Genomic DNA, 26,912 nt, shown 5'->3' on the forward strand with positions numbered 1-26,912 from the left:
ACCGGGGCATGCCCCGGTTTTTTTCATGGCTGCCTGCCTCAGGCGCGCGCGGCGGCCTGGTCTTCCAGCAAGGCATCGCGGTCGGCATAGCGCGATGCAATCACCGAGCACACGATCAGCTGCAGCTGGTGATAGACCATCAGTGGCAGCACCAGTAGGCCCAGCGCCGGATGGCCGGCAAACAGGATCTTGGCCATCGGGATGCCGTTGGCCAGGCTCTTCTTGGAGCCGCAGAACACTGCCGTGATCTCGTCCTCGACAGAGAAGCCAAGGCGGCGCGCGGTCAGCGTGGTAAAGCCCAGCACCACGAACAGCAGCACCGCGGCGATCAGCATCACTGCGCCGATGGTCTGCCACTGGTACTGGTGCCACAGGCCCTTTGCGGTGGCGTCGCAGAATGAGGAATAGACGATCAGCACGATCACGCCACGGTCGATCTTGTTGGTGATGTTCTTCTTCTTTGTCAGCCAGTTGCCGATCAGCGGGCGCAGCAACTGGCCCAGCGCGAACGGCAGCAGCAGTTGCAGCGCCACGCCGGTGAGCGCCTTGCCCAGCGGCATCGAGGCGCCGCTGGCGCTGATCACCAGCCCCATCAGCAGCGGCGTGACCAGCATGCCGATCAGGCCCGAGATGGTGGCGTTGAAGATCGCGCCGGACACATTGCCGCGCGCCATCGAGGTCATGGCCACCGACGACGATACCGTCGACGGCAGCGCGCACAGGAAGAACACGCCCAGCAGCAGGTCCGGCGGCAGCGTATTGCGCAGCGACAGCATCAGCAGCGCGCCCACCAGCGGGAACACCACGTAGGTGAAGGTCTGCACGAAGACATGCAGGCGCCAGTGCTTGGCGCCCGACACCAGCTTGTCGCGCGAGAGCGCCGCGCCGTGCAGGAAGAACACCAGCGCCACGCCCAGGCTGGTCACCACGCCCAGGTGCAGCGGGCCGTTGCCGGCGCCGATTTCAGGGGCGACCAGCGCAATGGCGATGGCCGTCAACATGACGAGAACGAAGCCGTCGATCAGGTCATAGAGTTTCTTGAGCTTGCGGACAATACGAGACATGACTGCTGGTGGATCCTGCAATGTTAGGGTTTTGCCTAGTATTGGACGTCAGCCAAGTCTAGAATGCAAATTCATTTATAGAATCGATTTATCCGGTCGTTGCATGAATTACACACTGCGCCAGTTGCGCGTCTTCCTGGCCGTGGCCAATACCGGCGGCTTCAGCCGGGCCGCCGATGTGGTCGGCCTGACCCAGCCTGCGGTCAGCCGCGGCGTGGCTGAGCTGGAAGAGGCACTTGGCGTGCGCCTGCTCGACCGCACCACGCGCGAGGTGGTGCTGACCGAGGCCGGCCACGCGCTAGCGCCGGCGTTGGAGCGGCTGCTCGGGCAGCTCGACGACACCCTGGAAGAGACGCGCCAGCTCGGCGAACGCTATCGCGGACGTGTAGTGATAGCCGGTGCGCCGACGATCTCGGCCCGACTGATGCCGCTGTACGTGGCCGCCTGCGCCGCCCAATACCCTGAGATCCGCCTGATCGTGCGTGACAACGTGCAGGCCGACGGCCTGGAGCAGGTGCGCGCCGGCGCCGTGGACTTTGGCGTGCTGATCGATCCGCTGGTGCGCGACGGGCTGGTGGTAGAGCCGGTGGCGACCGACCCGTTCTGCTTTGTCTGCCGGCGCGACCATCCGCTGGCGCAGTCGGCCTCGGTGCCGTGGTCGGCACTGCATGGGATGCAGCTGGTGCTGCTGGACTTTGCCTCCGGCAGCCGGCCGCTGATCGACCGCGTGTTCGGCCGGCATGGCGTGGTGCCCCTGGTGGTGCAGGAACTGGGCCACTCGGCCAGCGTGTTCGGCATGGTCGAGGCCGGCATCGGCGCCTCGGTGCTGCCGTCGTTCTCGCTGCCGCTGCCGGCGGCGTCGCCGCTGGTGTGGCGGCCGCTGGTGCCGCGCGAGGAGCGCAGCATCGTCATGGTCCGGCGCGAGGACCGTTCACTGTCGCCGGCCGCGGCGGCGGTATGGGACCTGGTGCGCCGCCTGACCGTGCGCGCCGAGGCGCCCGCGATGAGCGCCGCGGCCTGACCCGGTCACACTCTTTGACATCCTGCCCCGCCTAAAGGCGGCGGATTCCTACGGCGCTCAATCAGGCATCGAGCCGTATTGAGTCGCTTCGGTGGGTTCCTGCTGCTGGCGGCATTGCTGCAGCGCTCACTTCACAGGCGAACCGGGCGTGTCCCGCCCTTAGAACATTGATTGCGCCAACCACATCGGCGTTTTCCTCGAAGCCACACCCCACGCACTCGAACCGGGCTTGCGTCTGCCGGTTGTCTTTCGACACATGGCCGCAGCACGGACAGGTGCGGCTCGTGTTCTGCGGTGGCACAGCGATGAGCCAGCCGCCGTTCCACGCCAGCTTGTAGTCCAGTTGGCGGCGAAACTCGAACCAGCCTTGATCGAGGATGGACTTGTTCAGGCCAGACTTGGCCCGAACCTGCTTTCCTGGTTGTTCGGCGCTGAAGAGACGGGGCTTGCCGCGCACCGGGTCAACGCGCGGTGACCATCACCGCTTCCAGTTCAAAGCTGCCGTCGGCCTGCACGCGATAGTGCTCGCGAACTTCCACGGGCGCCATCTGCCACAGGTGGCGGATGGCCTCCACGGCCACCGGTGCCGTGCGCATGCGCCTGACCCAGCTGTCGAACTCGATGCCGATGCGCCAGATGTCCGATATGGCGATGCCATCGGCGCCAAAGCCCGCCGCCTCGAACATCGCCCGCCAGCCCGCCGGCGTGTAATCGCGCACATGCGAGGGATCGCGCAGCAGTTCCACCGATTGCAGCCAGGTATCGCGCAGCGGGTCCGGCGCACCGGCAATATCGATCAGCACCACTTTGCCGCCGGGCCTGAGCACCCGGCGGATCTCCGCCAGCGCCGCCGGCACGTCGCGCCAGTGGTGCGCACTCATGCGCGAGACCACCGCGCAGAAGCTTGCATCGTCGAACGGCAGCTGCTCGGCCGCGCCCTGGCGCGTGCGGATATTGGCCAGCCCGCGCTCGCGCGCTGCGGCCTCGACCACGGCCAGCATGTCCGCCGACAGGTCGTAAGCCGTCACTTCGCCCGCAACCGCTGCCGCGGCAAAGCTGGCATGGCCGGCGCCGCAGCCCAGGTCCAGCACGCGGCTGCGCGGGCGGTTGGCCGCGGGGATCAGCGCGGCCAGTTCGTCTTTCAGTTGCTGCAGGTCCGCGCCGCTGGCGTGGACGGTGCTGGTGAGGTAGGCGCTGGCGGTGGCGCCGAACTGGGCGGCGACGAGTTCCTGCTGTTGCATGGTGCTGGGCTCCTTGGGCCACGCCCAGGTCGTGGGCGGCCTTCTTGTGGGGGAGGGGACTTGCCCGCGAGGCGGGTTCGGCATACTGTAGGCGGGCAGTTTTCCCGGTACAAGTTACCGATTTATCCTGGTATAAGCGACACCAGCCTGTCATGCCTTTATCTGCCGATCCCCCTGTTGCCCAGTCTGCATCGCCATCGTCGCGTGAATCCGTGCTGGGCGCTTTCCTGCGCGCGCACCGCGAACGGCTGGCGCCGGCCGATGTCGGGCTCGCACCGGGCCGGCGCCGCCGCACCCCCGGCCTGCGCCGCGAGGAAGTTGCGCAACTGGCGGGCTTAAGCGCGACCTGGGTGACGTGGCTGGAGCAGGGGCGGCCGGTATCGCTGTCGGCACGTGCGCTCGCCAGCCTGGCTGCCGCGCTGCGGCTGTCGCGCGCAGAGCGCGCCTACCTGTTCGAACTGGCGGGCCGCCGCGACCCGCAGCAGGCCCCGGACGAAACCGTGCCGCCGGTGGTGCTGGCCAGCGTGCATGCCATCGGCGGGCCGGCCTACCTGCTCGACCGGCAATGGACCGCGCTGGCCTGGAACGATGCCGCCGCGGACCTGTTTATCGGCTGGCTCGATGCCGCCGGCGCCGAGCGCAACCTGCTGCGCGCGATGTTCCTGTCGCCGGGGCTGATGGCGCTGGTGGAAGACTGGCCGCACCGCGCGGCACGGCTGGTGGCGGAATTCCGTGCGCACAGCATCCGCCATGCGGACGAGGTGCCGACGCGTGCGTTGATCGAGGGGCTGATGGCAGAGAGCGCGGCCTTCCGCGATGCCTGGCTGTCGCAGGACGTGGAAGACCGCGAGGGCGGCCGCCGCGGCTTTCGCCACCCGATGCTGGGCGCGCTGCAGTTCGAGCAGCTGACGCTGGTGCCGGCGGCGGCGCCGGGTTTGATGCTGGTGATGCTGCTGCCCGGCTGAGCGGGCAGTGCCTGGGCATTACTTGGGCTGCATCCGGATCGCGCCGTCCAGGCGGATCACTTCGCCGTTGAGCATGGTGTTCTCGATAATCGAGCGCGCCAGCTTGGCGTACTCCGCCGGGCGGCCAAGGCGCGGCGGGAACGGCACCATCTTGCCGAGCGCGTCCTGCACCTCCTGCGGCATGCCCAGCAGCATCGGCGTTTCGAAGATGCCCGGGGCGATGGTCATGCAGCGCACGCCGTCGCGCGACAGGTCGCGCGCGATCGCCAGCGTCATTGCCACCACGCCGCCCTTGGACGCGGCATAGGCGGCCTGCCCGATCTGGCCGTCAAAGGCCGCCACCGACGCAGTATTGATGATCACGCCGCGCTCGCCTTCGCTGTCGGGGGTGTTTTGCACCATGGCCGCGGCGGCCAGGCGGATCATGTTGAAGGTGCCGACCAGGTTGATGCGGATGGTCTTGTCGAAGGCGTCGAGCGGATGGGGGCCGTTCTTGCCGACGGTCTTGTTGGCGGTGGCGATGCCGGCGCAGTTGACGATACCCGAGAGCCGGCCCAGTGCCTGGGCGGCGGCCACCACCGCCTGGCCGTCGGCTTCGGAGGTGACGTCGCAGCGGATAAACTGGCCGCCCAGTTCTGTTGCCAGGGCCTGGCCGGTGGCCTCGTTCAGGTCGGCGATCACGACCTTGGCGCCGGCTTCGGACAGCATGCGGGCGGTGCCTGCACCCAGGCCTGAGGCGCCGCCGGTGACGATGAATACGTTGCCTTGGATTTGCATTTGGGGTTGTCTCCTTGGGATTGAGGTTTTTTGTTGCCGTTTACGTAAACGTCAATTCATTGGCGGTATTTTACGGGGTGGTGGGGGATGTGCAAGGGGGCCACACCCCACCTATTCGCCCATAAAACAAAAGCGGCCCAAAGGCCGCTTTCACAACACCAGGCAGAGCAGGCGAAAGAATTACTTCAGCGCCTCAAACACCCGCGCAGTAATGTCATCGACATTGCCCACGCCCAGGATCTTGCGGTACTTCGGCGGCGCCACCTTGGCGGAAGCATCCCCCTTGACAGCCCAGTCCGAGTAGTAATCCACCAGCGGACGCGTCTGCTGCGAATAGACATCAAGACGCTTCTTGACCGTCTCTTCCTTGTCATCGTCACGCTGGATCAGCGCCTCGCCGGTCTCGTCGTCCACGCCCTCGGTCTTGGGCGGGTTGTACTTGACGTGGTAGGTGCGGCCCGAGGCCACGTGCACGCGGCGGCCGCTCATACGCTCGATGATGGCGTCGAACGGCACGTCGATTTCCAGCACGTAGTCGATTGCCACGCCCGCTTCCTTCATCGCCTCGGCCTGCGGAATGGTGCGCGGGAAGCCGTCGAACAGGTAGCCGTTCTTGCAGTCGTCTTCCTTCAGACGGTCCTTCACTAGGCCGATGATGATGTCGTCCGACACCAGTCCGCCCGCGTCCATGACCTTCTTGGCTTCCACCCCCAAGGGGGTGCCGGCCTTCACTGCGGCGCGCAGCATGTCGCCCGTGGAGATTTGCGGAATGCCGAACTTCTCGCAGATGAACTTGGCTTGCGTGCCTTTGCCGGCGCCAGGCGCGCCCAACAGGATCAAACGCATTTACGGGTCCTCAGAGTATTTAATCTGTATGGCGGGAGATCAGAAGGAGGGTAACGCCGTAACTTGACGCAGGACTTACTGCGGTCCTGATGCGTTCTGACTGCGTTCAGCGCGGGCACTGCTCAGGCGTACCCACGCGTACGGCCGGCGGCGGCTGCCAGGGGGATGGCGGCGCGGCACACCGGACGGGCTCTATCTTTATCTCCCCACCGAGCCTTGGCCGGCGGCACACTTGCGCATGCCGGCCGGGCGGCTCTGTATCGGCAAGCATTATGCCATGAGGCGGCGCAAAATCGGCCCGAAATCCGCCCCCCGGTTCAGGTTGCAGCAGTATGAACCTGGACGGGCAGGCGCCCGCGCGGGTCATTTTCCGGCGGTTTTGTCAGGGCCCTTCCTGGGCCATCGACTGCGCCCACAGTGCGCGCACCCGTTCCAGGTCGGCCGGGGTGTCGACGCCGGGGGCCGGCGCGGCGCTGGTCTGCAGCACCGCAATGCGCTCGCCATGCCACATGGCGCGCAGTTGCTCCAGCGCCTCGGTCTGCTCCAGCGGCGCCACCGCCAGCGTCGGGAAGCGGCGCAAAAAGCCCGCCCGATAGGCGTACAGCCCGATATGGCGCAGCACCGGCATGCCGGGCAGCGGCACCTGGGCCAGCGCCGCGGGCACGGCCGGCACGCCCGACCAGGCATCGCGCGCCCACGGGATCGGCGCGCGCGAGAAATACAGTGCGCGGCCGGCGGCGTCGCACACCACCTTGACCACATTGGGGTTGAAGACTTCGGCGATGTCCTGCAGCGGATGCGCCGCGGTGGCGATGGCACAGTCGGCGTGGTGCGCCAGATGCAGTGCCACCTCGTCGATCAGCGACGGTTCGATCAGCGGCTCGTCGCCCTGCACATTGACCACGATGGCGTCGTCGGCCAGGCCCAGTTGGGCGGCCACTTCGGACAGGCGGTCGGTGCCGGAAGGGTGGTCGGCGCGGGTCAGCACGGCTTCGATGCCGTGCGCGGCGCAGGCCTGCGCCACCGCGGGCGCATCGGTGGCGACCACGGTGCGCCGCGCCGACGACGCATGCGCGCGTTCGGCCACGCGCACGATCATCGGGCGCCCGCCGATATCGGCCAGGGGCTTGTCAGGCAGGCGCGTCGAGGCGAGCCGCGCGGGAATGACGACGGTGAACGCGGGGACGGTCATGGCGCGCGCTCAGTTGCCGGCGGCAGGGGCGTCCGGGTTGACCACGCGGCCCGGCACCGACTGGCGGGCCTCGTCGGCCAGCATCACGGGGATGCCGTCGCGGATCGGGTACGCCAGCTTGTCGGCGTGGCAGATCAGCTCCTGCGCGGCGCGGTCGTATTCCAGCTTGCCCTTGCACAGCGGGCAGACCAGGATTTCAAGCAGCCGGTTGTCCATCTCGGTGTTCCTCGTTGCGCCCTGCGGCGCCCGGCGTGGTTGCCGGCGCGGTCGGCGCGGGTTTGACTTGCGCCAGCACGGCGCGGCGGATTTTTTCGATCAGGCCGGTATCGATCACGGGCCTGGTGGGGACGACCCAGATGCGCGGGTCGTCGAAGCGCTCGCATTTTACGGCATCCTTCTCGGTGATCAGGATCACGTCGGCGTCGAGCGCATCGGCATTGTCGACGAACGGGTCGGCGACAAAGTCATAGTGGTCGGGCAGCGGCAGTGTCTTCGGCGACAGCCCAGCGCCACGCAGGCTGGCGAAGAAGCGTTCGGGGTTGCCGATGCCGGCGGCGGCCAGCACGCGCCGGCCGGTGAAGGCGCTGACCGGCCGGGCCATGGTGGGATCTGCCAGCTGCCAGGCGTCGTCCAGCTCCAGCCGCATGCCGTACACGCCGGGGCGGTCGGGCGTGGCGCGGAAGGTGGGGTCGTTGATCAGCGTGGCGTCGCGCGGGCGCGAAAGCGGCTCGCGCAGCGGGCCGGCCGGCAGCAGCAGGCCGTTGCCGCCCATGCGTGAGTCGAACATCACGATCTCGAAGTCGCGCTGCAGCTTGTAGTGCTGCAGGCCGTCGTCGAGCAGCAGCACATTGACGCCCGGGTGCGATACCAGCATGGTCTGCGCGCACAGCGCCCGGTCGGGGAAGACCCAGACCGGCACGTCGGTGGCGCGCGCGATCAGGAGCGGCTCATCGCCTACGTCGGACGCCTTCGAGGTCGGCTTCACGCGGCGCGGGTGCTTGAGTTCCACGCCGTAGCCGCGCGACACCACGCCGGGGCGCAGCCCCGCCTCGGTCAGCGCTTGTGCCAGCGCGATCACCGCCGGCGTCTTGCCGGTGCCGCCCACGGTCACGTTGCCGACCACCACCACCGGCATCGGCAGGCGCGTCGACTTGAACCAGCCACGCTGGTAGCCATAGCGGCGCACCCGCGCGATCAGCCCGAACAGCAGCGAGAACGGCAGCATCACCCACGCGAACCAGCCGCGGCGTTGCCACTGGGCGGTCACGAAGTCGGCAAGGGCATGTCGGGGAACGGGCATGGGCGCGGCGGGCGGTGGAGTCGGTGGTTGGGATGGGATTGTAGTGCGCCCGCGGCTTCGCCCCCTGGGGGCGCGGGTGGCTCAACCATTATGGGCATTGCACAGCGCATGCGGCAAGCCCGTCGGCCGCATGCGCCAGGGCGCCCGGAGTCAGCGCGGCTGTGCGCTCTGCGTGGCGAAGGTCAGGCGCGACAGCCCGGCCAGCCGCGCGGCCTCCATCACGTTGATCACGGCCTGGTGGCTGGCCTGCGCGTCGGCATTGACGATCACCACCGGCGGCTGGCCGCCGGCACCGGTGCCCGAGGCGGCGCGCAGCTGGTCGGCCAGGCTGGTGACGTCCTTCTGCTCCATCACCTGCTTGTTGACGGAGTAGACCCCGCGCGATGACACCGACACCACGATCTCCCGCGGCCGCTGCTGGGCGCGCTCGGCGTCGGCGGTGGGCAGCTGGATCTGCAGCTCGGTAAAGCGCGAGTAGGTGGTCGTGATCATCAGGAAGATCAGGATCACGAGCAGCACGTCGATCAGCGGGATCAGGTTGATCTCCGGCTCTTCGCGCCGCTGACGGGAACGGAATTGCATGGCGTTCGTTCTGTTCGGCGATCAGGCGCGGCGTTGCGGCAGGATCGCGTCGAGGAACGACGTGGCGCGAAATTCCAGCTCGGCCACGTAGTCATCCACGCGGCGGCGGAAGTAGCGCCAGAAGATCAGCGCCGGGATTGCCACGATCAGGCCGAAGGCAGTGTTGTACAGCGCCACCGAGATGCCGTGCGCCAGTTGTTCAGGGCTGGCGCCGGTGCCGCCCTGGCTGCCGAAGATCTCGATCATGCCGATCACCGTGCCCAGCAGGCCCATCAGCGGCGCCACCGAGGCGATCGTGCCGAGCGCGTTCAGGTAGCGCTCCAGCTCATGCGCGACCACGCGGCCGGCTTCCTCGACCACGTCTTTGGCGGCATCGCGCGAGGTATGCGGCTGCAGCACCACGTGGCGCAGCCCGGCGGCCAGCACCCGGCCCAGCGGCGAGTTCTGCTCAATCGTGTTGACGACTTCCGGCGTCGCGCGGCGTTGCTGCGCGGCCGCCAGCGCCTCTTCATAGAGCCTGGCGGGCAGGACCTTGCTGCGCTTGAGAGTGAGAAAACGTTCGACGATCAGCGCCAGCGCGATGACCGAGGCGAGCAACAGCGGCCAGATCGGCCAGCCGGCCGCTTGAATGATGGAAAACAATTGGACCCCCGGGATCGACAACCGAATAACAAAACCCCAAACCACCTGGACGGCATGCCTTGATGCGCGTCTGGCCGCTGGCGGCGCGCGCTCCGGCATTGCTCTGAAAAATCAGGCGCCACTCTAACCTGCGCCCTGTCGCACGGCAAGACGGCACCCGACGCTGTCTCGGCCACGCATCGCCCATTTCCACAGCAAAGCGGGACAGTGTTGTGGATCGATTGTGGAAAGCTACCTGACAAGCGTGCTAACACATTGATCTTTAAGGGCAAAAACATCACTGCTTAAATTTTGTGCAAAAGCCTCACGCAGGCCCTGCGGTGCATGGTGCACGCCGCCAGGCACCGCTTTCCACAAGCTGGCCGGGCGCGTCGGTGTGCTGGCACGCATTCCTGTGCGGCTTTCCACACAGCGCCGGGACAGGATTGTGGAGCGCTTGTGGAAAGCTGCCTGAGAGGTCACCTAAGTCTTTGATTTATAAGGTGGCACCATCGGCTGCTCAAAAAACAGGCAAACGGGTGTATCCGTGCGGCCCGCGGCCGATGTGGCGTCAGGCAGGGCAGAAACCGGGTTTTTCCACATTCCGCAGGGAGAGCATTGTGGACGGCCTGTGGACAAATCCGGGAGAAGCAGGTTAACCCATTGATTTATATGGCCTCCCATCGTCCTGCCCAGAATTTGTGCAAATGCAGCATGGACGCTGCGCCCCGGACGGCCCGCGGCGCTCTGATACGCCACGCGCCGGGTCGGCCGCTTTCCATCGGGCAGAAAGTGGTTTTTGGGCCACTTATGCCAGAAAAGTGTGGGTTACGACGCCTTTTATCCAGAGAAGCTGTGGATAACTTTGTGAACAAGCCTGCCAGGGGCTATGTAAGTGATTGATGCAAAAGAGAATTGGTTATATTGCCTAATTTTTGTTTTGCTCGTAAAACTCATAAGAATCAAAGGGTTGGACGAACCCATGCGCCTTTCGGGGCAGGGCGCCGGCATCAATGCTACCCCCTTGACATAGCGGTTATGCTGTGGACATGTCCCATTCACGCCGCTTGCCATCAGTGCGCCATGCCAGACTTGCCGAACCTTTCGCGTGACCCTTCCTCCACCGCGCCGCGCAGCGGCCGCGACGTCATTCCTGTCGGTGAGCTGAACCACACCATCGCCAGGCTGCTGGAACGCAGTTTTCCGCTGGCCTGGGTGCGCGGCGAGATTTCCAATTTCACGCGCGCCGCCAGTGGGCACTGGTATTTCTCGCTCAAGGATGCACGCGCGCAGATCCGCTGCGTGATGTTCCGCGGGCGCAACCAGCATGTCGACTTCCAGCCGCGCGAGGGCGAGGCGGTGGAGGTGCGCGCCGTGGTCACCATGTATGAGGCGCGCGGCGAGGTGCAGCTGGGCGTAGAGGCCATGCGCCGGGCGGGGCTGGGCAACCTGTACGAAGCCTTCCTGCGCCTGAAGGAAAAGCTGGCGCAGGCGGGGCTGTTCGCGCCGGAGCGCAAGCGCCCGGTGCCGGCGCATCCGCGCACCATCGGCGTGGTCACCTCGCTGCAGGCGGCGGCACTGCGCGATGTGCTGACCACCTTGCGCCGGCGTGCGCCGCATGTGCCGGTGGTGGTCTATCCGGTACCGGTGCAGGGCGCTGGCGCGGCGCAGAAGATCGCCGACATGCTCGATGCGGCCAGCGCGCGGCGCGAGTGCGACGTGCTGATCCTTTGCCGCGGCGGGGGCAGCATCGAAGACCTGTGGTCGTTCAACGAAGAGGTGGTGGCGCAGGCGATTGCGCGCTGCGTGCTGCCGGTCATCTCCGGCGTGGGCCACGAAACCGACTTCACCATCGCCGACTTTGTCGCCGACGTGCGTGCGCCCACGCCGACCGGCGCGGCCGAGCTGGTCAGCCCGGATCGCGCGCACCTGCTGGCGCAGGCGATGCGTGCGCGCGACGCGCTCACGCAGTGCATGCGGCGCGGGCTGGACCTGCGCGCGCAGCACCTGGACTGGCTGGCGCGGCGCGTGCGCAGCCCGCAGGCGCAACTGCAGGAGCGGCGCGCGCGCGTCGACAATCTGGCCCGACATTTGCGGTCGGCATTGCGCGACACGGTGGTGTCGCAGCGCCACCGCCACCAATTGCTGGCGATGCGCTGGAGCGCGTGCCGCCCCGATGCCAGCGCCGCTCATGCCGACGTGGCCCGCCTGTGGCAACGCCTGCAGGCCGCCGCCGCACGCCAGCACGAGCGCGCCGGCCAGCGCCTGGCGCGCAGCGCCGGCGCGCTGGAGCTGCTGGCGCCGCAGCGTACGCTGGAACGCGGCTATGCGGTGCTGCTGGACCAGCGCGGACGCGCGCTGCGCTCGCCCGCCGAGATCCGCGCCGGCAGCGTGCTCGAAGCGCACCTGGCCGAGGGCGTGGCCGACCTGGCGATTGCCGGCGTGCAGGCCAAGCTGCCGGATTTCTGAGCGCCTGCGCGGCCCGGGAACGCCTCCCATTCGCGATGCCGCGGCGGGCCCGAAGCGTTCCGGGAAGCCGGGCCGAAATCCCCCCGGAAACCCCTGCCCGGACAAACTAACATCGGAGCAGGGGGCTTTGTCCCGCGGTTTGCGCGGGTCTTGCAAGTCCCCTACAATCGGCAATTCCGGACCCACAACCCCAACCCACAGAGACAGAACAATGGAACACAAGCTCCCCCCGCTCCCGTACGCGCATGATGCCCTGGCTCCGCACATCTCCAAGGAGACGCTGGAGTTCCATCATGACAAGCACCACCAGACCTACGTCACCAACCTGAACAACCTCATCAAGGGCACCGAGTTCGAGAACTCGACCCTGGAAGAGATCGTCAAGAAGTCGTCGGGCGGCATCTTCAACAACGCTGCCCAGGTGTGGAACCACACCTTCTACTGGGACTCGATGAAGCCCAACGGCGGCGGCCAGCCGACCGGCGCGCTGGCTGATGCCATCAACGCCAAGTGGGGCTCGTTCGACAAGTTCAAGGAAGAGTTCACCAAGACCGCCGTGGGCACCTTCGGTTCGGGCTGGGCCTGGCTGGTCAAGAAGACCGACGGCTCGCTGGACCTGGTCTCGACCTCCAACGCCGCCACCCCGCTGACCACCGACGCCAAGGCGCTGCTGACCTGCGACGTGTGGGAACACGCCTACTACATCGACTACCGCAATGCCCGCCCGAAGTACGTCGAGGCATTCTGGAATGTCGTGAACTGGGACTTCGCCGGCAAGAACTTCGCTGGCTGATCCGCGGATCATCCTTGCAGCAAGAAGGGGCCATCTGGCCCTTTTTTGTTTTTGGGCGCGCACGGGGCGGGATTGGGTTTGAATCTGCCTGCGGGATCGTCCATATTTGTCCGTATCCGGCCACCAGCTTCCGGTGCGCCCGCGCGCGCTCCGTGTCATCGTGCACTTCGCAGGCCGGCCGTTTCCCACAGCCAGGTGCCCGATGGCCCGATGGAAGGCATGTTCCCCTTGCAGCCACGCCGGTGCCTGTCGCGCGCGCCGTCCGTGGGCTGCTCTGGCTGTCACGCTCTTGCTGGTCACCGCCGTCGGCGGTGCGAGCGCGCAGCCGCTGCCGTCCCCGCCGGGCGTGCCGCCCCCGTTCAAGCTGTTGCGCTATGACGAGGACTATCGCTACCTGCGCGATCCGGCCATGCGCACGGATTTCTGGGGCCCGGTCAAGTATGTGCCGCTCGGCAGTCCTGGCTGGTTCCTGAGCCTCGGCGGAGAGATCCGCGAGCGCTTTGAGGACTACTCGGCCAGCAATTTCGCCGTGCCGGGTCCGCGTGGCGATGGCTACCTGATGCACCGGGCGCTGCTGCACGCCGACCTGCATGCCGGCGAATCCCTGCGCGCGTTCGTGCAGCTGGGCAACCAGCTGGCCATGGGCAAGGACGTCACCACGCCGCCCTATGTCGACCAGCTCGATGTGCAGCAGGCATTCGTCGACCTGCGCGTGCCGCTCCCGGCGCCCGCGCAGGACCCGCTGCTGGTGCGCGTGGGCCGGCAGGAGATGGCGTTCGGCGCGCAGCGCCTGGTTTCGATCCGCGATGCCCCCAATGTGCGGCGCGCCTTCGACGGACTGAGGCTTGGCTCAAGCCTGGGCGGCGCACGGGTGGATGCCTTCACCACGCGTCCGGTGCTGCTCAAGGACGGCAGCTTCGACGACCGGCCCAATCAGGCGCAGGGCTTTTGGGGCGTCTATGCGACGATGCCGGCGGCTTTCCTGCCGACAACCTCCGCCGATCTCTACTACCTCGGTTTCGAGAATGACCGCGCGCTGTTCAGCGATGGCAGCGGCGCGGAGCGGCGGCATTCGCTCGGGGGCCGTCTGTTCGGCCGTCAGGGCCGCTGGGACTGGGACTGGGAGGCGCTGTTCCAGTTCGGCAGCCTGGCCTCGCAACAGATCCGCGCATGGGGCTTTTCGACCGATACCGGGTACACCTTTGCGGCGTCGGCCTGGCACCCGCGCGCAGGCATCAAGGCGACCATGGGCAGCGGTGACCGCAATCCGCACGACGGCACCATCGGCACCTACAACGGCTTGTTTCCGAAGCTGGCCTACTTCAACCAGGCCGGCCTGATCGGCGCTTCCAACGTGCTGGATATCCAGCCGTCGCTGACGCTGATTCCCTCGGACGGCATCAAGCTGACCTTCGCCTGTGACTTCATCTGGCGGGCAACCACGCACGACGCGGTCTACACCTCGGCGGGCATCCCGGTTCCCGGCACCGCGGGCCGCTCCGGCCAGTACAGCAGCAGCCAGCTCTCCGTGGATGTTGCGTGGCAGGCGAGCCGGCATGTGCTGGTCAATGGCGGCGCCGTGTACGTGGACGAGAGCCGGACGCTGAAGGCCGTTGGCGGACACAACACGCGCTTTCTCTACCTGGCACTCGGCTATACGTTCTGATGCGGCGGGCGCCATGCGGCGCATGAATGCATGCACCGCAATCCCTGATTTCCATCAGCCGCGGTTCAAAGCTGCTTGCGGTACACCACGAATCCGGACTTCTCAGCGACGGTGTCGTAAAGGCGCATGGCGGTGGTGTTCGTTTCGTGGGTCTGCCAGTACACCCTTGCCACGCCCAGTGCTTTGGCACGTGCATAGACCTGATCTATGAGTCGACGCGCGACGCCTTTTCCCCTTGCTTCCTCGGCAGTGAAGAGGTCCTGCAAATAGCAGTTCGGACTGAGTTGAATGGTGCTTCGATGCAGCAGAAAATGCGCCAGCCCGATCAACTCGCCCGCTTGCTCTGCAACTAACGCGTACATCGGCTCGTAGGCGTCGAAAAAGCGTGACCAGGTCGTGAGCGTGATTTCCGCCGGCAAGGCAGTGGCACCGTGCCGACCGTAGAATGCGTTATAGCCGTCCCAGAGGACTTTCCACGCAGGGAAGTCGTCCGGCTCGACGGCACGGATCTTCACCGGTTCAGCGGCTGGATCGATCGCTTGCATCATTTTCCTTTTCGGGAGTTCGACTGACCTGGCCACGGCCCGCATGGATCAGCCTGACCGGCAGATTTCGTTCATCCAGGCGCCGCCGCAGCAGCAGAAGGCGCGTTTCGAGATTGTCCTTGATTTTCCGGTTGCAAGGCACCCACCGACTCGAGGACGAACCAGTGCGGATGGCGTCAGTCGGGTGGAGCAGTATCCCTCGGAAAGCCACCCTCGCATGCCATCCACGATGGAAGATCGATGGCGTGGAATTGGCTTCGTTCCGATCGGGAGCGAAGTCAGGATTCTTTCGCCAGGTGCGAGATCCGCTTCCAGCGCGCATCCTCCTTCGGCAGCTCGGCAAGAAACTGGCGGCGATCCGCGATGTCGACGTACATCGACTGCTGCGCGCAGAACGCCTTGAACGCGGGCGATTGGGCGATGCGGATCAGTTCGTCGGACAGGCGCTCCACAACCGCTGCCGCCGTCGCCACCGGTGCCAGGGCTCCGATCCACGACGAGACCTGGTAGCCCGCAACGCCGGCTTGTGCCGCGGTCGGGACCTCCGGGATCTCGCCCAATCGCGCGGGGCTGGTGACAGCGAGGCCGCGCAGTTTCCCCGCCTTGACCATCAGCACCACGCTCGGTGCACCCTGGCATGTGAAATCCACCTGGCCGGCAATGACGTCTGTCACCGCGGGCCCGTTCCCCTTGTAAGGGATATGCTTGGCGCGTGTCCTGGTCAGGTCGTTCAGCATCACGGCGCAAAGATGCGAGGTGCTGCCCGCGCCCCCGGATGAAAACGTGATCTCGCCAGGCTTGCGCTTCATGGCCTCGACCAGGTCGCCCAAAGTCTTGTAAGGCGAGTCGGCCCCGACCACGATGCACAGCGCGGAACTGCTGACCCTGGCAAGCGGCACGAAGTTCATGATCGGATCGAATGTGACCTGGCCATCGGCAAACCACCGCGTGGTGAGGTGGGGAATGCCGGCGAACAGCAGTGTGTTACACCAGGCGCATGATTTCTTCGTCGGGCGCCCGGCTCGTCCTGAAGCTGTTCGCTGCATGACCGGGGTCGGCGTAGCCAAACGAAATGGTGCAGATCATCTTCCGGTCGTCGCCGATGCCGAAGTGCGAGCGCACGAACCTGGCGTGGCGCGCCAGTGCCGCCTGCGGTGTCGTGGCAACACTGTGCGCGTGTGCGGCCAGCAGGAAGGAAGCGATAAACAGCTCACGGTGCACGCCACCATCGAGGAAGAGATCTTCTATCCGGCGCTACGCGGCATCAGCGACGAGATCGACGACCTGCTGGACGAGGCTGAGGTCGAGCACCAGGTGGCGAAGGACCTGATCGCGGCGATCGAGGAGGATCCTGCCGGCGACAAGCTCGAAGCCAATTACACGGTGCTGTCAGAATACGTCGCCCACCATATCGAGGAAGAGGAGGGCGAGCTGTTCAAGAACGCGATCAAGGAAAAGTTGACATCCTCTCCGTCCTCAGCCTTCGGCTGCCGCCTTACGGCGGAAAGGACGAGGATTCCTACGGCGCTACGTGATGCTCTACGTAGTCACTTCGGTGGGTTCCTGCTTCGTAGAGCGGCTTGACTACGCCGACTCTCCACAGGCTGCAACGCGGTGCCCCCGCGCCAAAATGTTGATCGCGCCGACCACGTCGGCGTGATTCGCATAGCCGCATGCCACACAGGCGAAGCTCGCCTGGCTCTGCCGGTTCTCGGCAGATACATGCCCGCAGCAAGGGCACGTGCGACTGGTGTGCTGTGGCGGCACAGCTATTAGCCAGCCGCCATTCCACGCTAGCTTGTATTCCAGTTGACGCCCGAACTCGTACCAACCCTGATCGAGGATGGCCTTGTTCAGGCCGGACTTGGCCCTGACGTTCTTGCCCGGTTGCCCGCTTGAACCGGCCGCTGACTTGGACATGTTCCGTACCTTCAGGTCCTCGATACACACCATCGCTTGATTTTCGCTGATCGTGGTCGTGGCTTTGTGCAGGTAGTCGAGGCGGGCGTTACCGATGCGTGCGTGGATACGCTGGATTCGGGCCTTGGACTTCTTCCAGTTGTTGCTGAATTTCGTCTTGCGGCTCATCGCCCGCTGCGCACGGCGCAGTCTGGCTTCGTGCTTCCTAAAGCTGTTGAGCGGCGCGAGGAAAGTGCCATCGCTCATGGTGGCAAAGCGAGCGATGCCCATGTCGATGCCGATGGCGCTGGTGGCTTTCGGCACAGGTCGCTCGACCTTCCGCTCAGTCTGGATCGAAACAAACCACTTGCCGCCCGAAAGCCTGACGCAGGCATTGCGTACCTCACCGAGTACGTCGCGGCTGTTCCTGTATCGCAGCCAGCCCAGCTTGGGCAAAAAGATACGCGAGTTGGTCTGATCAAGCTTGATTTGCTTCTGGTCGGGATAGCGGAAACTGTCGCCCAGACCCTTCTTCTTGAAACGCGGGAAGTCGGCCCGTTTTGCGAAGAAATTTGTGTAGGCCCGCTCCAAGTCCTTGAGCGTCTGTTGAAGAGGATGGACTGGTGCATCGGCCAGCCATGCTGTTTCCGTGCTGTTGCGCCACTCCGTGAGTTGCTTACACAGACCGGCATAGCTGAGCTTCTTTTCGCCTTGATCGTAACGCTGTTTCTGCAACGCCAGCGCCTTGTTATAGACGAACCGGCACGATCCGGCATAACGGCGCATGTTGCGCTGCTGCTCGCCGTTCGGCATCAATTCGTATTTGAAGGCTTGAAGACGCTGCATGGCCCAATCATACTCTTGGCCTATGAGCGACGACAATGACATTCGGCAGAGGACCTGCGCGACATATTTACCGGCGTTTGCGCAGATTTCGAAGCTGAACTGGTGGAGTTCGATGGGGAGGACGATCACGTTCACCTTCTTGTGAACTACCCGCCAAAGGTCGCGGTGTCCGCACTGGTAAACAGCTTGAAAGGGGTATCCAGCCGTATGATCCGAAAGAAGAACTACCCGAGCATCAGCAAGAAGCTATGGGGCGGTGCGCTGTGGTCGCCGTCTTACTTCGCAGGGAGCTGCGGCGGTGCGCCCATCGAGATTATCCGCCAATACATTGAACAACAACAGACGCCGCATTAGCCGCCGAAAGGACGCCGACGGCGTCCGCGCTATCCTTCCCCGGCCTAAAGGCTGCCTAAAGGCCGAGGCTTGCCGCGCACCTGGTCAACCTGCGCGACGTGGCGCAGGCCATGGCGGCGCGCAAGGAAGAACTGATGCGCGAGACCGCCTGACGCGCCTGCGCCCGGGCCAGGCCGGGTGCGGCTCTTCAGCGGATTTGAAGGAGTCGCACAATGGGACGCGTCCCGCGCCCGCGGGCGGGACGCTACGATGATGCGGTCATCACCTGCCGTACCGCAACTGCCCCATGACCTTTGTCGTGACGGATGCCTGCATCCAGTGTCGCCATACCGATTGCGTCGAAGTCTGCCCGATGTCGTGCTTCCACGAAGGGCCCAACTTCCTCGCCATCGACCCCGACCAGTGCATCGATTGCTCGATGTGCGTGCCGCTGTGCCCGGTCGGCGCGATCTACTCGGAGCATGACCTGCCCGAGGACCAGCGCCAGTTCATTGCCCTCAATGCCGAACTGTCGCGGCGCGCGGACTGGCTGCCGTTGCTCAAGGCCAAGGGGCCGATCCCCGGCCATGAGCAATGGGCCGGTCATCCTGACCGCCTGTCGTTGCTGGAGCGCTAGCGCCCCGCGGTGTAGTCCGGGAACGCTTCTTCCAGCGTCAGCACGGTGCCGGTCAGCGTGCCGTCGTAGCCGGGCAGTGCATTGACGCGCTGGCGGAAGGCTTCGCTGGTGAGCGCGTCCACCGCGCCGGCCAGTGCCGCGCTGCGCAGCTTGGCACGCTCGATCGCAAAGAAGTAGCGCTCCTTGATCACTGGCACGAACGCCAGCCCGAAGCGCCGCGCCGCGGTTTCCACGCCAAAGCCCACGTCGGCCATGCCGCTGCCAATATACGCGGCCACCGCGGCGTGGGTGAACTCGCCATTGCTGTAGCCCTCGATGCGGGCTGTGTCGATGCCGCGCGCGGCCAGCATCAGGTCCAGCAGCAGGCGCGTGCCCGAGCCCACTTGGCGGTTGACGAAGCGCACCTCGCGCCGGGTCAGGTCTTCCAGCGTGTGGATGCCAAGCGGGTTGCCCGGCCGCACGAACAGCCCCTGGCTGCGCACCGCCAGGTGCACCAGGCAGTGGGTGTCCGGTTTGAGCCAGGTGGTGAAATGCCGCCACATGCCGTGCTCGAACTCGCCCACCGGCACATGGAAGCCGGCGATATCGCAGGCGCCTTCGGCCAGGGCCGCCACGGCCTCGACGCTGCCGCAGTACTTCAGGTCGTGCCGCACCTGCTGCTCGTCGAGGAAGTCGCGCAGCGCCGCCACCGCGAAGCCGTGGCTGGCATGCAGCCGCGCCGTGGCTTCGGGCTGGTCCATCAGCTTCTTCAACTCGATCTCCAGCTCGGACGCCAGGCTGTCCAGCGTCGGTGACAGCCGCGCCCCGATCCGCTTGCTGGCCCACACCAGCTGCTGCGCCAGCGGCGTCAGCGCGCTGCCGCGCCCGCGAGTCTTGTCGATCAGCGGGCCGCCGAACAGCGCCTCGGCATCGCGCAGGATGCCCCAGGCGTAGCGGTAGGACAGCGATACCGCCTGTGCCGAGTGGCTGATGCTGCCGGATTCCTCGATATGACCGAGTAGGGCGACAAGCCGGGACACGTCCAGGGCCTCGCCACCGGGGCTGGCTTCGTCCCGGATCTGCAGGTGCGGGTGAATCGAGATGCGGATCATATGTAGAAAATAGCTTATTGAAGGGGCGCTGTCACTCCCATATAGTCCTTCCAACGGGAAAAACGGCGACGCCACAGCCCGTAAATAGGAAAAAAATAGCATATAAGAGGCCGCGCTGCCGATCTGTGCGACGCCTCACAGGAGACGCTATGCCAGAAATTGCCCCCCACGCAGCGGCATCCGCCGATGCCACGCGCATCGCCGCCATCGTGGCGGCACGCCAGGAAATGCCGGGCGCCTTGCTGCCGATCCTGCATGAGATCCAGGACACACAGGGCTATATTCCCGACGCCGCCGTGCCCGTGATTGCCCGCGCGCTGAACCTGTCGCGCGCCGAGGTGCATGGCGTGATCACCTTCTACCACCACTTCCGCCAGCAGCCGGCCGGGCGCCACGTGGTACAGGTCTGCCGCGCCGAAGCCTGCCAGTCGGTCGGTGCCGAAGCGCTGGCCGAGCATGCGCAGCGCGCACTTGGCTGTGGCTTCCATGAAACCAGCGCGGACGGGCAGGTGACGCTGGAGCCGGTTTATTGCCTGGGCCAGTGCGCCTGCGGCCCGGCGGTGATGGTCGGCGAGCAACTGCACGGCTATGTCGACGCGAAGCGCTTCGACGCGCTGGTGCGCTCGCTGCGCGAGTCTTCGAAAGAAACCCCGGAAGCGGCGGAGGCACAGGCATGATCACGGTCACCACCATCTTCGTGCCGCGCGACTCCACCGCGCTGGCGCTGGGCGCCGACGATGTGGCGCGCGCCATTGCGCGCGAAGCCGCCGCGCGCAACCAGCACGTGCGCATTGTCCGCAACGGCTCGCGCGGCATGTTCTGGCTGGAGCCGCTGGTCGAGGTGCAGACCGGAGCCGGCCGCGTGGCCTATGGCCCGGTCAGCGCCGCAGACGTGCCGGAATTGTTCGACGCTGGCCTGCTGCAAGGCGGCGAGCACGCGCTGTCGCAGGGCGTGACCGAAGAGATCCCCTTCCTGAAGCAGCAGGAGCGCCTGACCTTCGCCCGCGTCGGCATCACCGATCCGCTGTCGCTGGACGACTACCGCGCGCATGAGGGCTTTGCCGGCCTGGAGCGCGCGCTGGCGATGCAGCCCGCCGAGATCGTGCAGGAGGTCGCCGACTCCGGCCTGCGCGGCCGCGGCGGCGCGGCATTCCCGACCGGCATCAAGTGGAAGACCGTGCTGGGCGCGCAGTCCGCGGTCAAGTACATCGTCTGCAATGCCGACGAAGGCGACTCGGGCACGTTCTCTGACCGCATGGTGATGGAAGACGACCCGTTCATGCTGATCGAAGGCATGACCATTGCCGCCCTGGCGGTGGGTGCTGAGCAGGGCTACATCTACTGCCGTTCCGAATACCCGCACGCGATTGCCGTGCTGGAAAGCGCGATCGGCATCGCCAACGCCGCCGGCTGGCTCGGCGACGACATCCGCGGCAGCGGCAAGCGCTTCCACCTGGAAGTGCGCAAGGGCGCCGGCGCCTATGTCTGCGGCGAGGAAACCGCGCTGCTGGAAAGCCTGGAAGGACGGCGCGGCGTGGTGCGCGCCAAGCCGCCGCTGCCGGCGCTGCAGGGGCTGTTCGGCAAGCCCACGGTGATCAACAACGTGATCTCGCTGGCCACCGTGCCGGTGATCCTGGCGCGCGGCGCGCAGTACTACCGCGACTACGGCATGGGCCGTTCGCGCGGCACGCTGCCGTTCCAGCTGGCCGGAAACATCAAGCGGGGCGGACTGGTGGAGAAAGCGTTCGGCGTCACGCTGCGCGAGCTGCTGGTCGACTACGGCGGCGGCACGCGCAGCGGCCGCGCCATCCGCGCGGTGCAGGTGGGCGGGCCGCTGGGCGCCTACCTGCCCGAGTCGCGCTTCGACGTGCCGCTGGACTATGAAGCCTATGCCGCGTTCGGCGGCGTGGTCGGCCACGGCGGCATCGTGGTGTTCGATGAAACCGTCGACATGGCAAAGCAGGCCCGCTACGCGATGGAGTTCTGTGCGATCGAATCGTGCGGCAAGTGCACCCCGTGCCGGATCGGCTCGACCCGCGGGGTCGAAGTGATGGACCGCATCATTGCCGGCGAGCAGCCGGTCAAGCATGTCGCACTGGTGCGCGACCTGTGCGACACCATGCTTAACGGCTCGCTGTGCGCGATGGGCGGCATGACACCGTACCCGGTGCTGTCCGCGCTGAATGAATTCCCCGAGGACTTCGGCCTCGCCTCCAACCCAGCCAAGGCCGCCTGAGCCAGGTCCAGCAGAGACACGGGAGACAAACCGCCATGAACGCCCGCAACGAGATCGATTTCGGCACGCCTGCCAGCCCATCCACTGAACTGGTCACCCTGGAGGTCGATGGCGTCAGCGTCACCGTGCCCGCCGGCACCTCAGTGATGCGCGCCGCGATGGAAGCGCAGATCGCCGTCCCCAAGCTGTGCGCCACCGACAGCCTCGAAGCCTTCGGCTCGTGCCGGCTGTGCCTGGTCGAGATCGAAGGGCGCCGCGGCTATCCGGCATCGTGCACCACGCCGGTCGAAGCCGGCATGAAGGTCAAGACCCAGAGCGACAAGCTGGCCGACCTGCGTCGCGGCGTGATGGAGCTGTATATCTCCGACCACCCGCTCGATTGCCTGACCTGCCCGACCAACGGCAATTGCGAACTGCAGGACATGGCCGGCGTGGTCGGCCTGCGTGAAGTGCGCTACAACGACGGCGGCCCGGAAGCTGCGCCGATCGCGACGCACACGCAGATGAAGAAGGACGAATCCAATCCTTACTTCACCTATGACCCCTCCAAGTGCATCGTCTGCAACCGCTGCGTGCGTGCCTGCGAGGAAACGCAGGGTACCTTCGCCCTGACCATCAGCGGCCGCGGCTTCGATTCCCGCGTCTCGCCCGGCACCAGCCAGTCGTTCATGGAATCGGACTGCGTCTCGTGCGGCGCCTGCGTGCAGGCGTGCCCGACCGCGACGCTGACCGAGACCTCGGTGATCAAGTTCGGCCAGCCCTCGCACAGCACCGTGACTACCTGTGCCTATTGCGGCGTGGGCTGTTCGTTCAAGGCCGAGATGAAGGGCAATGAAGTGGTGCGCATGGTGCCGTACAAGGACGGCAAGGCCAATGAAGGTCACGCCTGCGTCAAGGGCCGCTTTGCCTGGGGCTACGCCACGCACAAGGACCGCATTCTCAAGCCGATGATCCGCGCCAAGATCACCGATCCGTGGCGCGAGGTGTCGTGGGAAGAGGCGATCGACTACGCCGCGTCGCAGTTCAAACGTATCCAGGCCGAGCACGGCAAGGATTCGATCGGCGGCATCGTGTCGTCGCGCTGCACCAATGAAGAGGGCTATCTGGTCCAGAAACTGGTGCGCGCCGCCTTCGGCAACAACAACGTCGACACCTGCGCGCGCGTGTGCCATTCGCCGACCGGCTATGGCCTGAAGCAGACGCTGGGTGAATCGGCCGGCACGCAGACCTTCAAGTCGGTCGAGAAGGCCGACGTGATCATGGTGATCGGCGCCAACCCGACCGACGGACACCCGGTCTTTGCCTCGCGCATGAAGAAGCGCCTGCGCGCCGGTGCGAAGCTGATTGTGGTCGATCCGCGCCGCATCGACCTGGTCGACTCGCCGCATATCCGTGCCGACTATCACCTGCAGCTGCGCCCGGGCACCAACGTGGCACTGGTGACCTCGCTGGCCCACGTGATCGTCACCGAAGGCCTGCTCAACGAAGCCTTCATCGCTGAGCGCTGCGAGGACCGCGCCTTCCAGCAATGGCGCGATTTCGTCTCGTTGGCGGAGAACTCGCCCGAGGCCATGGAAAGCGTCACCGGCATTCCGGCGGAACAGCTGCGCGGCGCCGCGCGCCTGTACGCTACCGGCGGCAATGCAGCGATCTACTACGGCCTGGGCGTGACCGAGCATGCGCAAGGCTCCACCACCGTGATGGGCATTGCCAACTTGGCCATGGCCACCGGCAATATCGGTCGCGAAGGCGTGGGCGTGAACCCGCTGCGCGGGCAGAACAACGTGCAGGGCTCGTGCGATATCGGCTCGTTCCCGCATGAGCTGCCGGGCTACCGCCACGTGTCGGACTCGACCACGCGTGGCCTGTTCGAAGCTGCGTGGAACGTCGAGATCAGCCCCGAGCCGGGCCTGCGCATTCCCAATATGTTCGAAGCCGCGCTGGCTGGCAGCTTCAAGGGCCTGTACTGCCAGGGCGAGGACATCGTCCAGTCCGACCCGAATACGCAGCACGTGTCCGAGGCGCTGTCGTCGATGGAATGCATTGTGGTGCAGGACATCTTCCTCAACGAGACCGCCAAGTACGCGCACGTGTTCCTGCCGGGCTCGTCCTTCCTGGAAAAGGACGGCACCTTCACCAACGCCGAGCGCCGCATCTCGCGCGTGCGCAAGGTGATGCCGCCCAAGGCGCGCTATGCCGACTGGGAAGCGACCATCCTGCTGGCCAATGCGCTCGGCTATCCGATGGAGTACAAGCATCCGTCGGAGATCATGGACGAGATCGCGCGCCTGACGCCGACCTTCGCGGGCGTCAGCTACAAGCGCCTGGACCAGCTGGGCAGCATCCAGTGGCCGTGCAACGCCGACGCGCCGGAAGGCACGCCGACCATGCATATCGACGCCTTCGTGCGTGGCAAGGGCAAATTCATCATCACCAAGTACGTGCCCACCACCGAGAAGATCACGCGCGCCTTCCCGCTGATCCTGACCACTGGCCGCATCCTGTCGCAATACAACGTCGGCGCGCAGACGCGCCGCACCGACAACGTCTACTGGCATGCCGAGGACCGGCTCGAGATCCATCCGCACGATGCCGAGGAGCGCGGCATCAAGGACGGCGACTGGGTCGGGGTGCAGAGCCGGGCAGGGGACACCGTGCTGCGCGCGATTGTCAGCGAGCGCATGCAGCCGGGTGTGGTCTACACCACCTTCCACTTCCCGGAATCCGGCGCCAATGTGATCACCACCGACAATTCCGACTGGGCCACCAACTGCCCGGAATACAAGGTGACCGCGGTGCAGGTGCTGCCGGTGGCGCAGCCTTCGGCGTGGCAGCGGGAGTACCAGGAGTTCAACACCCAGCAGCTGCAACTGCTGGAAGCAGCGAGCGCCGATCCGGCGCAGGCCGCAGGGTGAGCGGAGGGTTACGCCATGATGCGCTGCATGCAGTCACCGGAAATTGATCCGGACGCGGCGGAAGACGCCGTGCCCGCCACCCACAGCACCTTCGCCGTCAGCCGCTGGCGCCGCGGCGAGCTGATGCTGAGCCCCGATGAAGTGGCCGAGGAAGTGCCGGTCGCGCTGGTGTACAACGGCATCTCGCACGCGGTGATGCTGGCGACGCCGGCCGACCTGGAGGACTTTGCGCTCGGGTTCAGCCTGAGCGAGGGCATCGTTACCCGTGCCAGCGACGTCTATGACATCGAGATCGATATGCGCGAGCACGGCATCGCCGTGCAGCTGGAGATCGCCTCCGAAGCCTTCATGCGGCTCAAGGATCGCCGCCGCTCGCTGGCCGGGCGCACCGGCTGCGGGCTGTGCGGCACTGAATCGCTGGAGCAGGTGATGCGCCTGCCGGCACCTGTGCGCAGCGAAGCCAGCTTCCATACCGACGTGATTCAGGCCGCCTTCGTGCAACTGCAACTGCGACAGGAGCTGCAGCAACACACGGGTGCGACGCACGCTGCCGCATGGCTGCGTGCCGATGGCCATGTATCGCTGGTGCGCGAAGACGTGGGCCGCCACAACGCGCTGGACAAGCTGGCGGGCGCGCTTGCCCGCAGCGGCGAGGACATCTCCAGCGGCGCGGTGCTGGTGACCAGTCGCGCGAGCTATGAAATGGTGCTGAAGACCGCCGCCATCGGCGCCGGCGTGCTGGCCGCAGTGTCCGCACCGACGGCGCTGGCCGTGCGCCTCGCCGAGCAGGCCAACATCACCCTGGCCGGCTTCGTGCGCGCCGGCGCGCACGTGGTCTATGCCCATCCCCAACGTTTGCAGCACGAAGCGAGTCTGGCATGAAGATCGACAACCTCATCACCATGGCCAACCAGATCGGCAGCTTCTTCGAGGCCATGCCGGATCGGGAAGAGGCTGTCTCGGATATTGCGGGGCATATCAAGCGGTTCTGGGAGCCGCGGATGCGCAAGGCGCTGCTGGGGCATGTGGATGCCGAAGCAGGGAACGGGCTGTTGGATATCGTGCGCGAGGCGCTGGGGCGGCATCGGGCGATGCTGGAGTAAGGGAGGCGTTGGGCTTGGTGCCAGGCACCTCCGGTGCCAAGCAGAAACACCACCTCACCTCAACCTCAACGGCTCCAGCAACGCCCCGTCATACTCCCCCCGCGAGATCCGCCCAAGCTCCAGCATTCGCTGCAGGATATAAACCTGCCGCTGCCGCGCCCGCCTGGGATTCGCCACCGGATTGTTAGCCGAAGGCGCCTTGGGCAACCCGGCCAGCATCGCACACTCAGCCAGCGTCAACTGATCCAACCGCTTGCCGAAGTAAGCCCGCGCCGCATCGGCAAAGCCGTACGCCCCCTGTCCCAGGTAGATCTTGTTCATATACAGCTCCAGGATCTCGTCCTTGGTCAGCGCCTTTTCAATCCGGTAGGACAGCAGCACCTCGTACAGCTTGCGGGTATAGGTCTTGTCCCGCGACAGGTAGAAATTGCGTGCCACCTGCATGGTGATGGTCGATGCCCCCTGCGACAGCTCGTCCGACAAGTTGGCAACGCCGGCACGGACGACGCCGATGTAGTCGATGCCGTCATGCACGTAGAAGCGCTCATCCTCGATCGCCACCACGGCGTCGGTCAGCTCGCGCGGGATCTTGCCGATGGGCACATAGTCGGGCGTATGGCGGAAGGCGGTAAGCGCGTCGAGCGACGGCAGCTGCCGGTTGGCGGCCAGGATGGCGATGACGGCCAGTAGCGCGCCGCCGATCACGGCGAGCACCAGCAGCTTGATGAAGGCGGACCAGAGGCTTTTCATGGCACGTATTGTGCCAGCCG

26 protein-coding genes and 2 pseudogenes are annotated in these 26,912 nt (G+C 65.9%); 13 read left to right on the plus strand and 15 right to left on the minus strand.

Annotated elements, in window-relative coordinates; translation table 11 throughout:
• Positions 1 to 38: 38 nt before the first annotated feature.
• Entirely contained in the window at positions 39 to 1,064 is a 1,026-nt protein-coding gene (locus CNE_RS03075; protein WP_013955676.1) for a bile acid:sodium symporter family protein, read from the minus strand.
• A 103-nt stretch (positions 1,065 to 1,167) separates the two neighbouring features.
• Between CNE_RS03075 and CNE_RS03080 the strand changes: the two genes are divergently transcribed.
• Positions 1,168 to 2,085, plus strand: coding sequence for a LysR family transcriptional regulator (locus CNE_RS03080; RefSeq protein ID WP_013955677.1), 918 nt, complete (start codon positions 1,168 to 1,170; stop codon positions 2,083 to 2,085).
• A 61-nt stretch (positions 2,086 to 2,146) separates the two neighbouring features.
• Here the strand turns inward: CNE_RS03080 and CNE_RS39045 are convergent.
• A pseudogene (locus tag CNE_RS39045) lies at positions 2,147 to 2,518 on the minus strand (RNA-guided endonuclease InsQ/TnpB family protein); the annotation flags it as partial.
• A 28-nt stretch (positions 2,519 to 2,546) separates the two neighbouring features.
• Positions 2,547 to 3,326, minus strand: coding sequence for a class I SAM-dependent methyltransferase (locus CNE_RS03085; RefSeq protein ID WP_013955679.1), 780 nt, complete (start codon positions 3,324 to 3,326; stop codon positions 2,547 to 2,549).
• A gap of 152 nt (positions 3,327 to 3,478) precedes the next feature.
• Between CNE_RS03085 and CNE_RS03090 the strand changes: the two genes are divergently transcribed.
• The gene (locus CNE_RS03090) at positions 3,479 to 4,291 is read left to right on the plus strand and encodes an MmyB family transcriptional regulator (RefSeq protein WP_013955680.1); all 813 of its coding nucleotides are present in this window, start codon (positions 3,479 to 3,481) and stop codon (positions 4,289 to 4,291) included.
• 18 nt (positions 4,292 to 4,309) lie between these two features.
• On the opposite strand, the gene CNE_RS03095 is transcribed toward CNE_RS03090, so the two are convergent.
• The 7 genes from CNE_RS03095 to CNE_RS03125 all read right to left on the minus strand — a co-directional run bounded on the left by CNE_RS03095 (position 4,310) and on the right by CNE_RS03125 (position 9,630).
• Positions 4,310 to 5,068: a 3-hydroxyacyl-CoA dehydrogenase gene (locus CNE_RS03095; RefSeq protein WP_013955681.1), complete on the minus strand. Its 759-nt coding sequence runs from the start codon at positions 5,066 to 5,068 to the stop codon at positions 4,310 to 4,312.
• Positions 5,069 to 5,248: 180 nt separating this feature from the next.
• Positions 5,249 to 5,914 (minus strand): adenylate kinase, encoded by a 666-nt coding sequence (gene adk, locus CNE_RS03100; protein WP_013955682.1) that lies wholly within the window; start codon positions 5,912 to 5,914, stop codon positions 5,249 to 5,251.
• A 382-nt stretch (positions 5,915 to 6,296) separates the two neighbouring features.
• Positions 6,297 to 7,106 carry a 3-deoxy-manno-octulosonate cytidylyltransferase gene (kdsB, locus tag CNE_RS03105; RefSeq protein WP_013955683.1) on the minus strand — a complete coding sequence of 270 codons (810 nt, stop codon included), beginning with the start codon at positions 7,104 to 7,106 and terminating at the stop codon, positions 6,297 to 6,299.
• Positions 7,107 to 7,115: 9 nt separating this feature from the next.
• Entirely contained in the window at positions 7,116 to 7,322 is a 207-nt protein-coding gene (locus CNE_RS03110) for a Trm112 family protein (protein ID WP_013955684.1), read from the minus strand.
• Positions 7,303 to 8,406 (minus strand): tetraacyldisaccharide 4'-kinase, encoded by a 1,104-nt coding sequence (gene lpxK / locus CNE_RS03115; protein WP_013955685.1) that lies wholly within the window; start codon positions 8,404 to 8,406, stop codon positions 7,303 to 7,305. The genes CNE_RS03110 and lpxK overlap by 20 nt, the downstream gene beginning before the upstream one ends.
• Before the next feature lie 150 nt (positions 8,407 to 8,556).
• Positions 8,557 to 8,988, minus strand: coding sequence for an ExbD/TolR family protein (locus CNE_RS03120; RefSeq protein ID WP_013955686.1), 432 nt, complete (start codon positions 8,986 to 8,988; stop codon positions 8,557 to 8,559).
• Positions 8,989 to 9,009: 21 nt separating this feature from the next.
• Positions 9,010 to 9,630 carry a MotA/TolQ/ExbB proton channel family protein gene (locus CNE_RS03125; protein ID WP_041228296.1) on the minus strand — a complete coding sequence of 207 codons (621 nt, stop codon included), beginning with the start codon at positions 9,628 to 9,630 and terminating at the stop codon, positions 9,010 to 9,012.
• Between the two features lie 1,062 nt (positions 9,631 to 10,692).
• Here CNE_RS03125 and xseA point away from each other — a divergent pair.
• From xseA to CNE_RS03140, 3 genes are all read left to right on the plus strand, one after another.
• The gene (gene xseA / locus CNE_RS03130) at positions 10,693 to 12,078 is read left to right on the plus strand and encodes an exodeoxyribonuclease VII large subunit (RefSeq protein WP_193351040.1); all 1,386 of its coding nucleotides are present in this window, start codon (positions 10,693 to 10,695) and stop codon (positions 12,076 to 12,078) included.
• Positions 12,079 to 12,289: 211 nt separating this feature from the next.
• Positions 12,290 to 12,871: a superoxide dismutase [Fe] gene (gene sodB, locus CNE_RS03135; protein WP_013955690.1), complete on the plus strand. Its 582-nt coding sequence runs from the start codon at positions 12,290 to 12,292 to the stop codon at positions 12,869 to 12,871.
• Between the two features lie 289 nt (positions 12,872 to 13,160).
• On the plus strand, positions 13,161 to 14,537 hold the full coding sequence (locus tag CNE_RS03140) for an alginate export family protein (protein WP_238553031.1): 1,377 nt from the start codon (positions 13,161 to 13,163) through the stop codon (positions 14,535 to 14,537).
• 65 nt (positions 14,538 to 14,602) lie between these two features.
• Here CNE_RS03140 and CNE_RS03145 read toward each other — a convergent pair whose 3' ends face one another.
• Positions 14,603 to 15,082 (minus strand): GNAT family N-acetyltransferase, encoded by a 480-nt coding sequence (locus CNE_RS03145; protein ID WP_013955692.1) that lies wholly within the window; start codon positions 15,080 to 15,082, stop codon positions 14,603 to 14,605.
• A 278-nt stretch (positions 15,083 to 15,360) separates the two neighbouring features.
• Positions 15,361 to 16,128 carry a tripartite tricarboxylate transporter substrate binding protein gene (locus tag CNE_RS03150; RefSeq protein WP_013955693.1) on the minus strand — a complete coding sequence of 256 codons (768 nt, stop codon included), beginning with the start codon at positions 16,126 to 16,128 and terminating at the stop codon, positions 15,361 to 15,363.
• Between CNE_RS03150 and CNE_RS41990 the strand changes: the two genes are divergently transcribed.
• Positions 16,046 to 16,666 (plus strand): hemerythrin domain-containing protein, encoded by a 621-nt coding sequence (locus CNE_RS41990; RefSeq protein ID WP_238553033.1) that lies wholly within the window; start codon positions 16,046 to 16,048, stop codon positions 16,664 to 16,666. The genes CNE_RS03150 and CNE_RS41990 overlap by 83 nt on opposite strands.
• On the opposite strand, the gene CNE_RS03160 is transcribed toward CNE_RS41990, so the two are convergent.
• Positions 16,667 to 17,827, minus strand: coding sequence for an RNA-guided endonuclease InsQ/TnpB family protein (locus CNE_RS03160; protein ID WP_049800594.1), 1,161 nt, complete (start codon positions 17,825 to 17,827; stop codon positions 16,667 to 16,669). It abuts the gene before it with no gap.
• A gap of 54 nt (positions 17,828 to 17,881) precedes the next feature.
• Between CNE_RS03160 and tnpA the strand changes: the two are divergent.
• Positions 17,882 to 18,181, plus strand: a pseudogene (gene tnpA / locus CNE_RS03165) (IS200/IS605 family transposase); the annotation flags it as partial.
• 286 nt (positions 18,182 to 18,467) lie between these two features.
• Entirely contained in the window at positions 18,468 to 18,797 is a 330-nt protein-coding gene (fdxA, locus tag CNE_RS03170; RefSeq protein ID WP_013955696.1) for a ferredoxin FdxA, read from the plus strand.
• On the opposite strand, the gene CNE_RS03175 is transcribed toward fdxA, so the two are convergent.
• Positions 18,794 to 19,888 carry a substrate-binding domain-containing protein gene (locus CNE_RS03175; RefSeq protein WP_013955697.1) on the minus strand — a complete coding sequence of 365 codons (1,095 nt, stop codon included), beginning with the start codon at positions 19,886 to 19,888 and terminating at the stop codon, positions 18,794 to 18,796. The two genes, fdxA and CNE_RS03175, sit on opposite strands and share 4 nt — an antisense overlap.
• A gap of 149 nt (positions 19,889 to 20,037) precedes the next feature.
• Here CNE_RS03175 and CNE_RS03180 point away from each other — a divergent pair, with 149 nt between their 5' ends.
• From CNE_RS03180 to CNE_RS03200, 5 genes are read left to right on the plus strand one after another with little or no spacing between them, the layout of a single operon-like run.
• Complete coding sequence (locus CNE_RS03180) at positions 20,038 to 20,565, plus strand: formate dehydrogenase subunit gamma (RefSeq protein WP_013955698.1); 528 nt, start codon at positions 20,038 to 20,040, stop codon at positions 20,563 to 20,565.
• Positions 20,562 to 22,124, plus strand: a complete 1,563-nt coding sequence (locus tag CNE_RS03185; protein WP_013955699.1) for a formate dehydrogenase beta subunit — start codon at positions 20,562 to 20,564, stop codon at positions 22,122 to 22,124. The genes CNE_RS03180 and CNE_RS03185 overlap by 4 nt, the downstream gene beginning before the upstream one ends.
• A 35-nt stretch (positions 22,125 to 22,159) precedes the next feature.
• Complete coding sequence (gene fdhF, locus CNE_RS03190; protein WP_013955700.1) at positions 22,160 to 25,039, plus strand: formate dehydrogenase subunit alpha; 2,880 nt, start codon at positions 22,160 to 22,162, stop codon at positions 25,037 to 25,039.
• 15 nt (positions 25,040 to 25,054) lie between these two features.
• Positions 25,055 to 25,921, plus strand: a complete 867-nt coding sequence (gene fdhD / locus CNE_RS03195; protein WP_013955701.1) for a formate dehydrogenase accessory sulfurtransferase FdhD — start codon at positions 25,055 to 25,057, stop codon at positions 25,919 to 25,921.
• Positions 25,918 to 26,142, plus strand: a complete 225-nt coding sequence (locus CNE_RS03200; protein ID WP_013955702.1) for a formate dehydrogenase subunit delta — start codon at positions 25,918 to 25,920, stop codon at positions 26,140 to 26,142. Before fdhD ends, CNE_RS03200 begins: the two co-directional genes overlap by 4 nt.
• A 54-nt stretch (positions 26,143 to 26,196) precedes the next feature.
• Here the strand turns inward: CNE_RS03200 and CNE_RS03205 are convergent, their stop codons facing one another.
• Complete coding sequence (locus CNE_RS03205) at positions 26,197 to 26,892, minus strand: transglycosylase domain-containing protein (RefSeq protein WP_013955703.1); 696 nt, start codon at positions 26,890 to 26,892, stop codon at positions 26,197 to 26,199.
• Positions 26,893 to 26,912: the final 20 nt, after the last annotated feature.

Source organism: Cupriavidus necator N-1, assembly GCF_000219215.1.
Lineage (GTDB): Bacteria > Pseudomonadota > Gammaproteobacteria > Burkholderiales > Burkholderiaceae > Cupriavidus > Cupriavidus necator.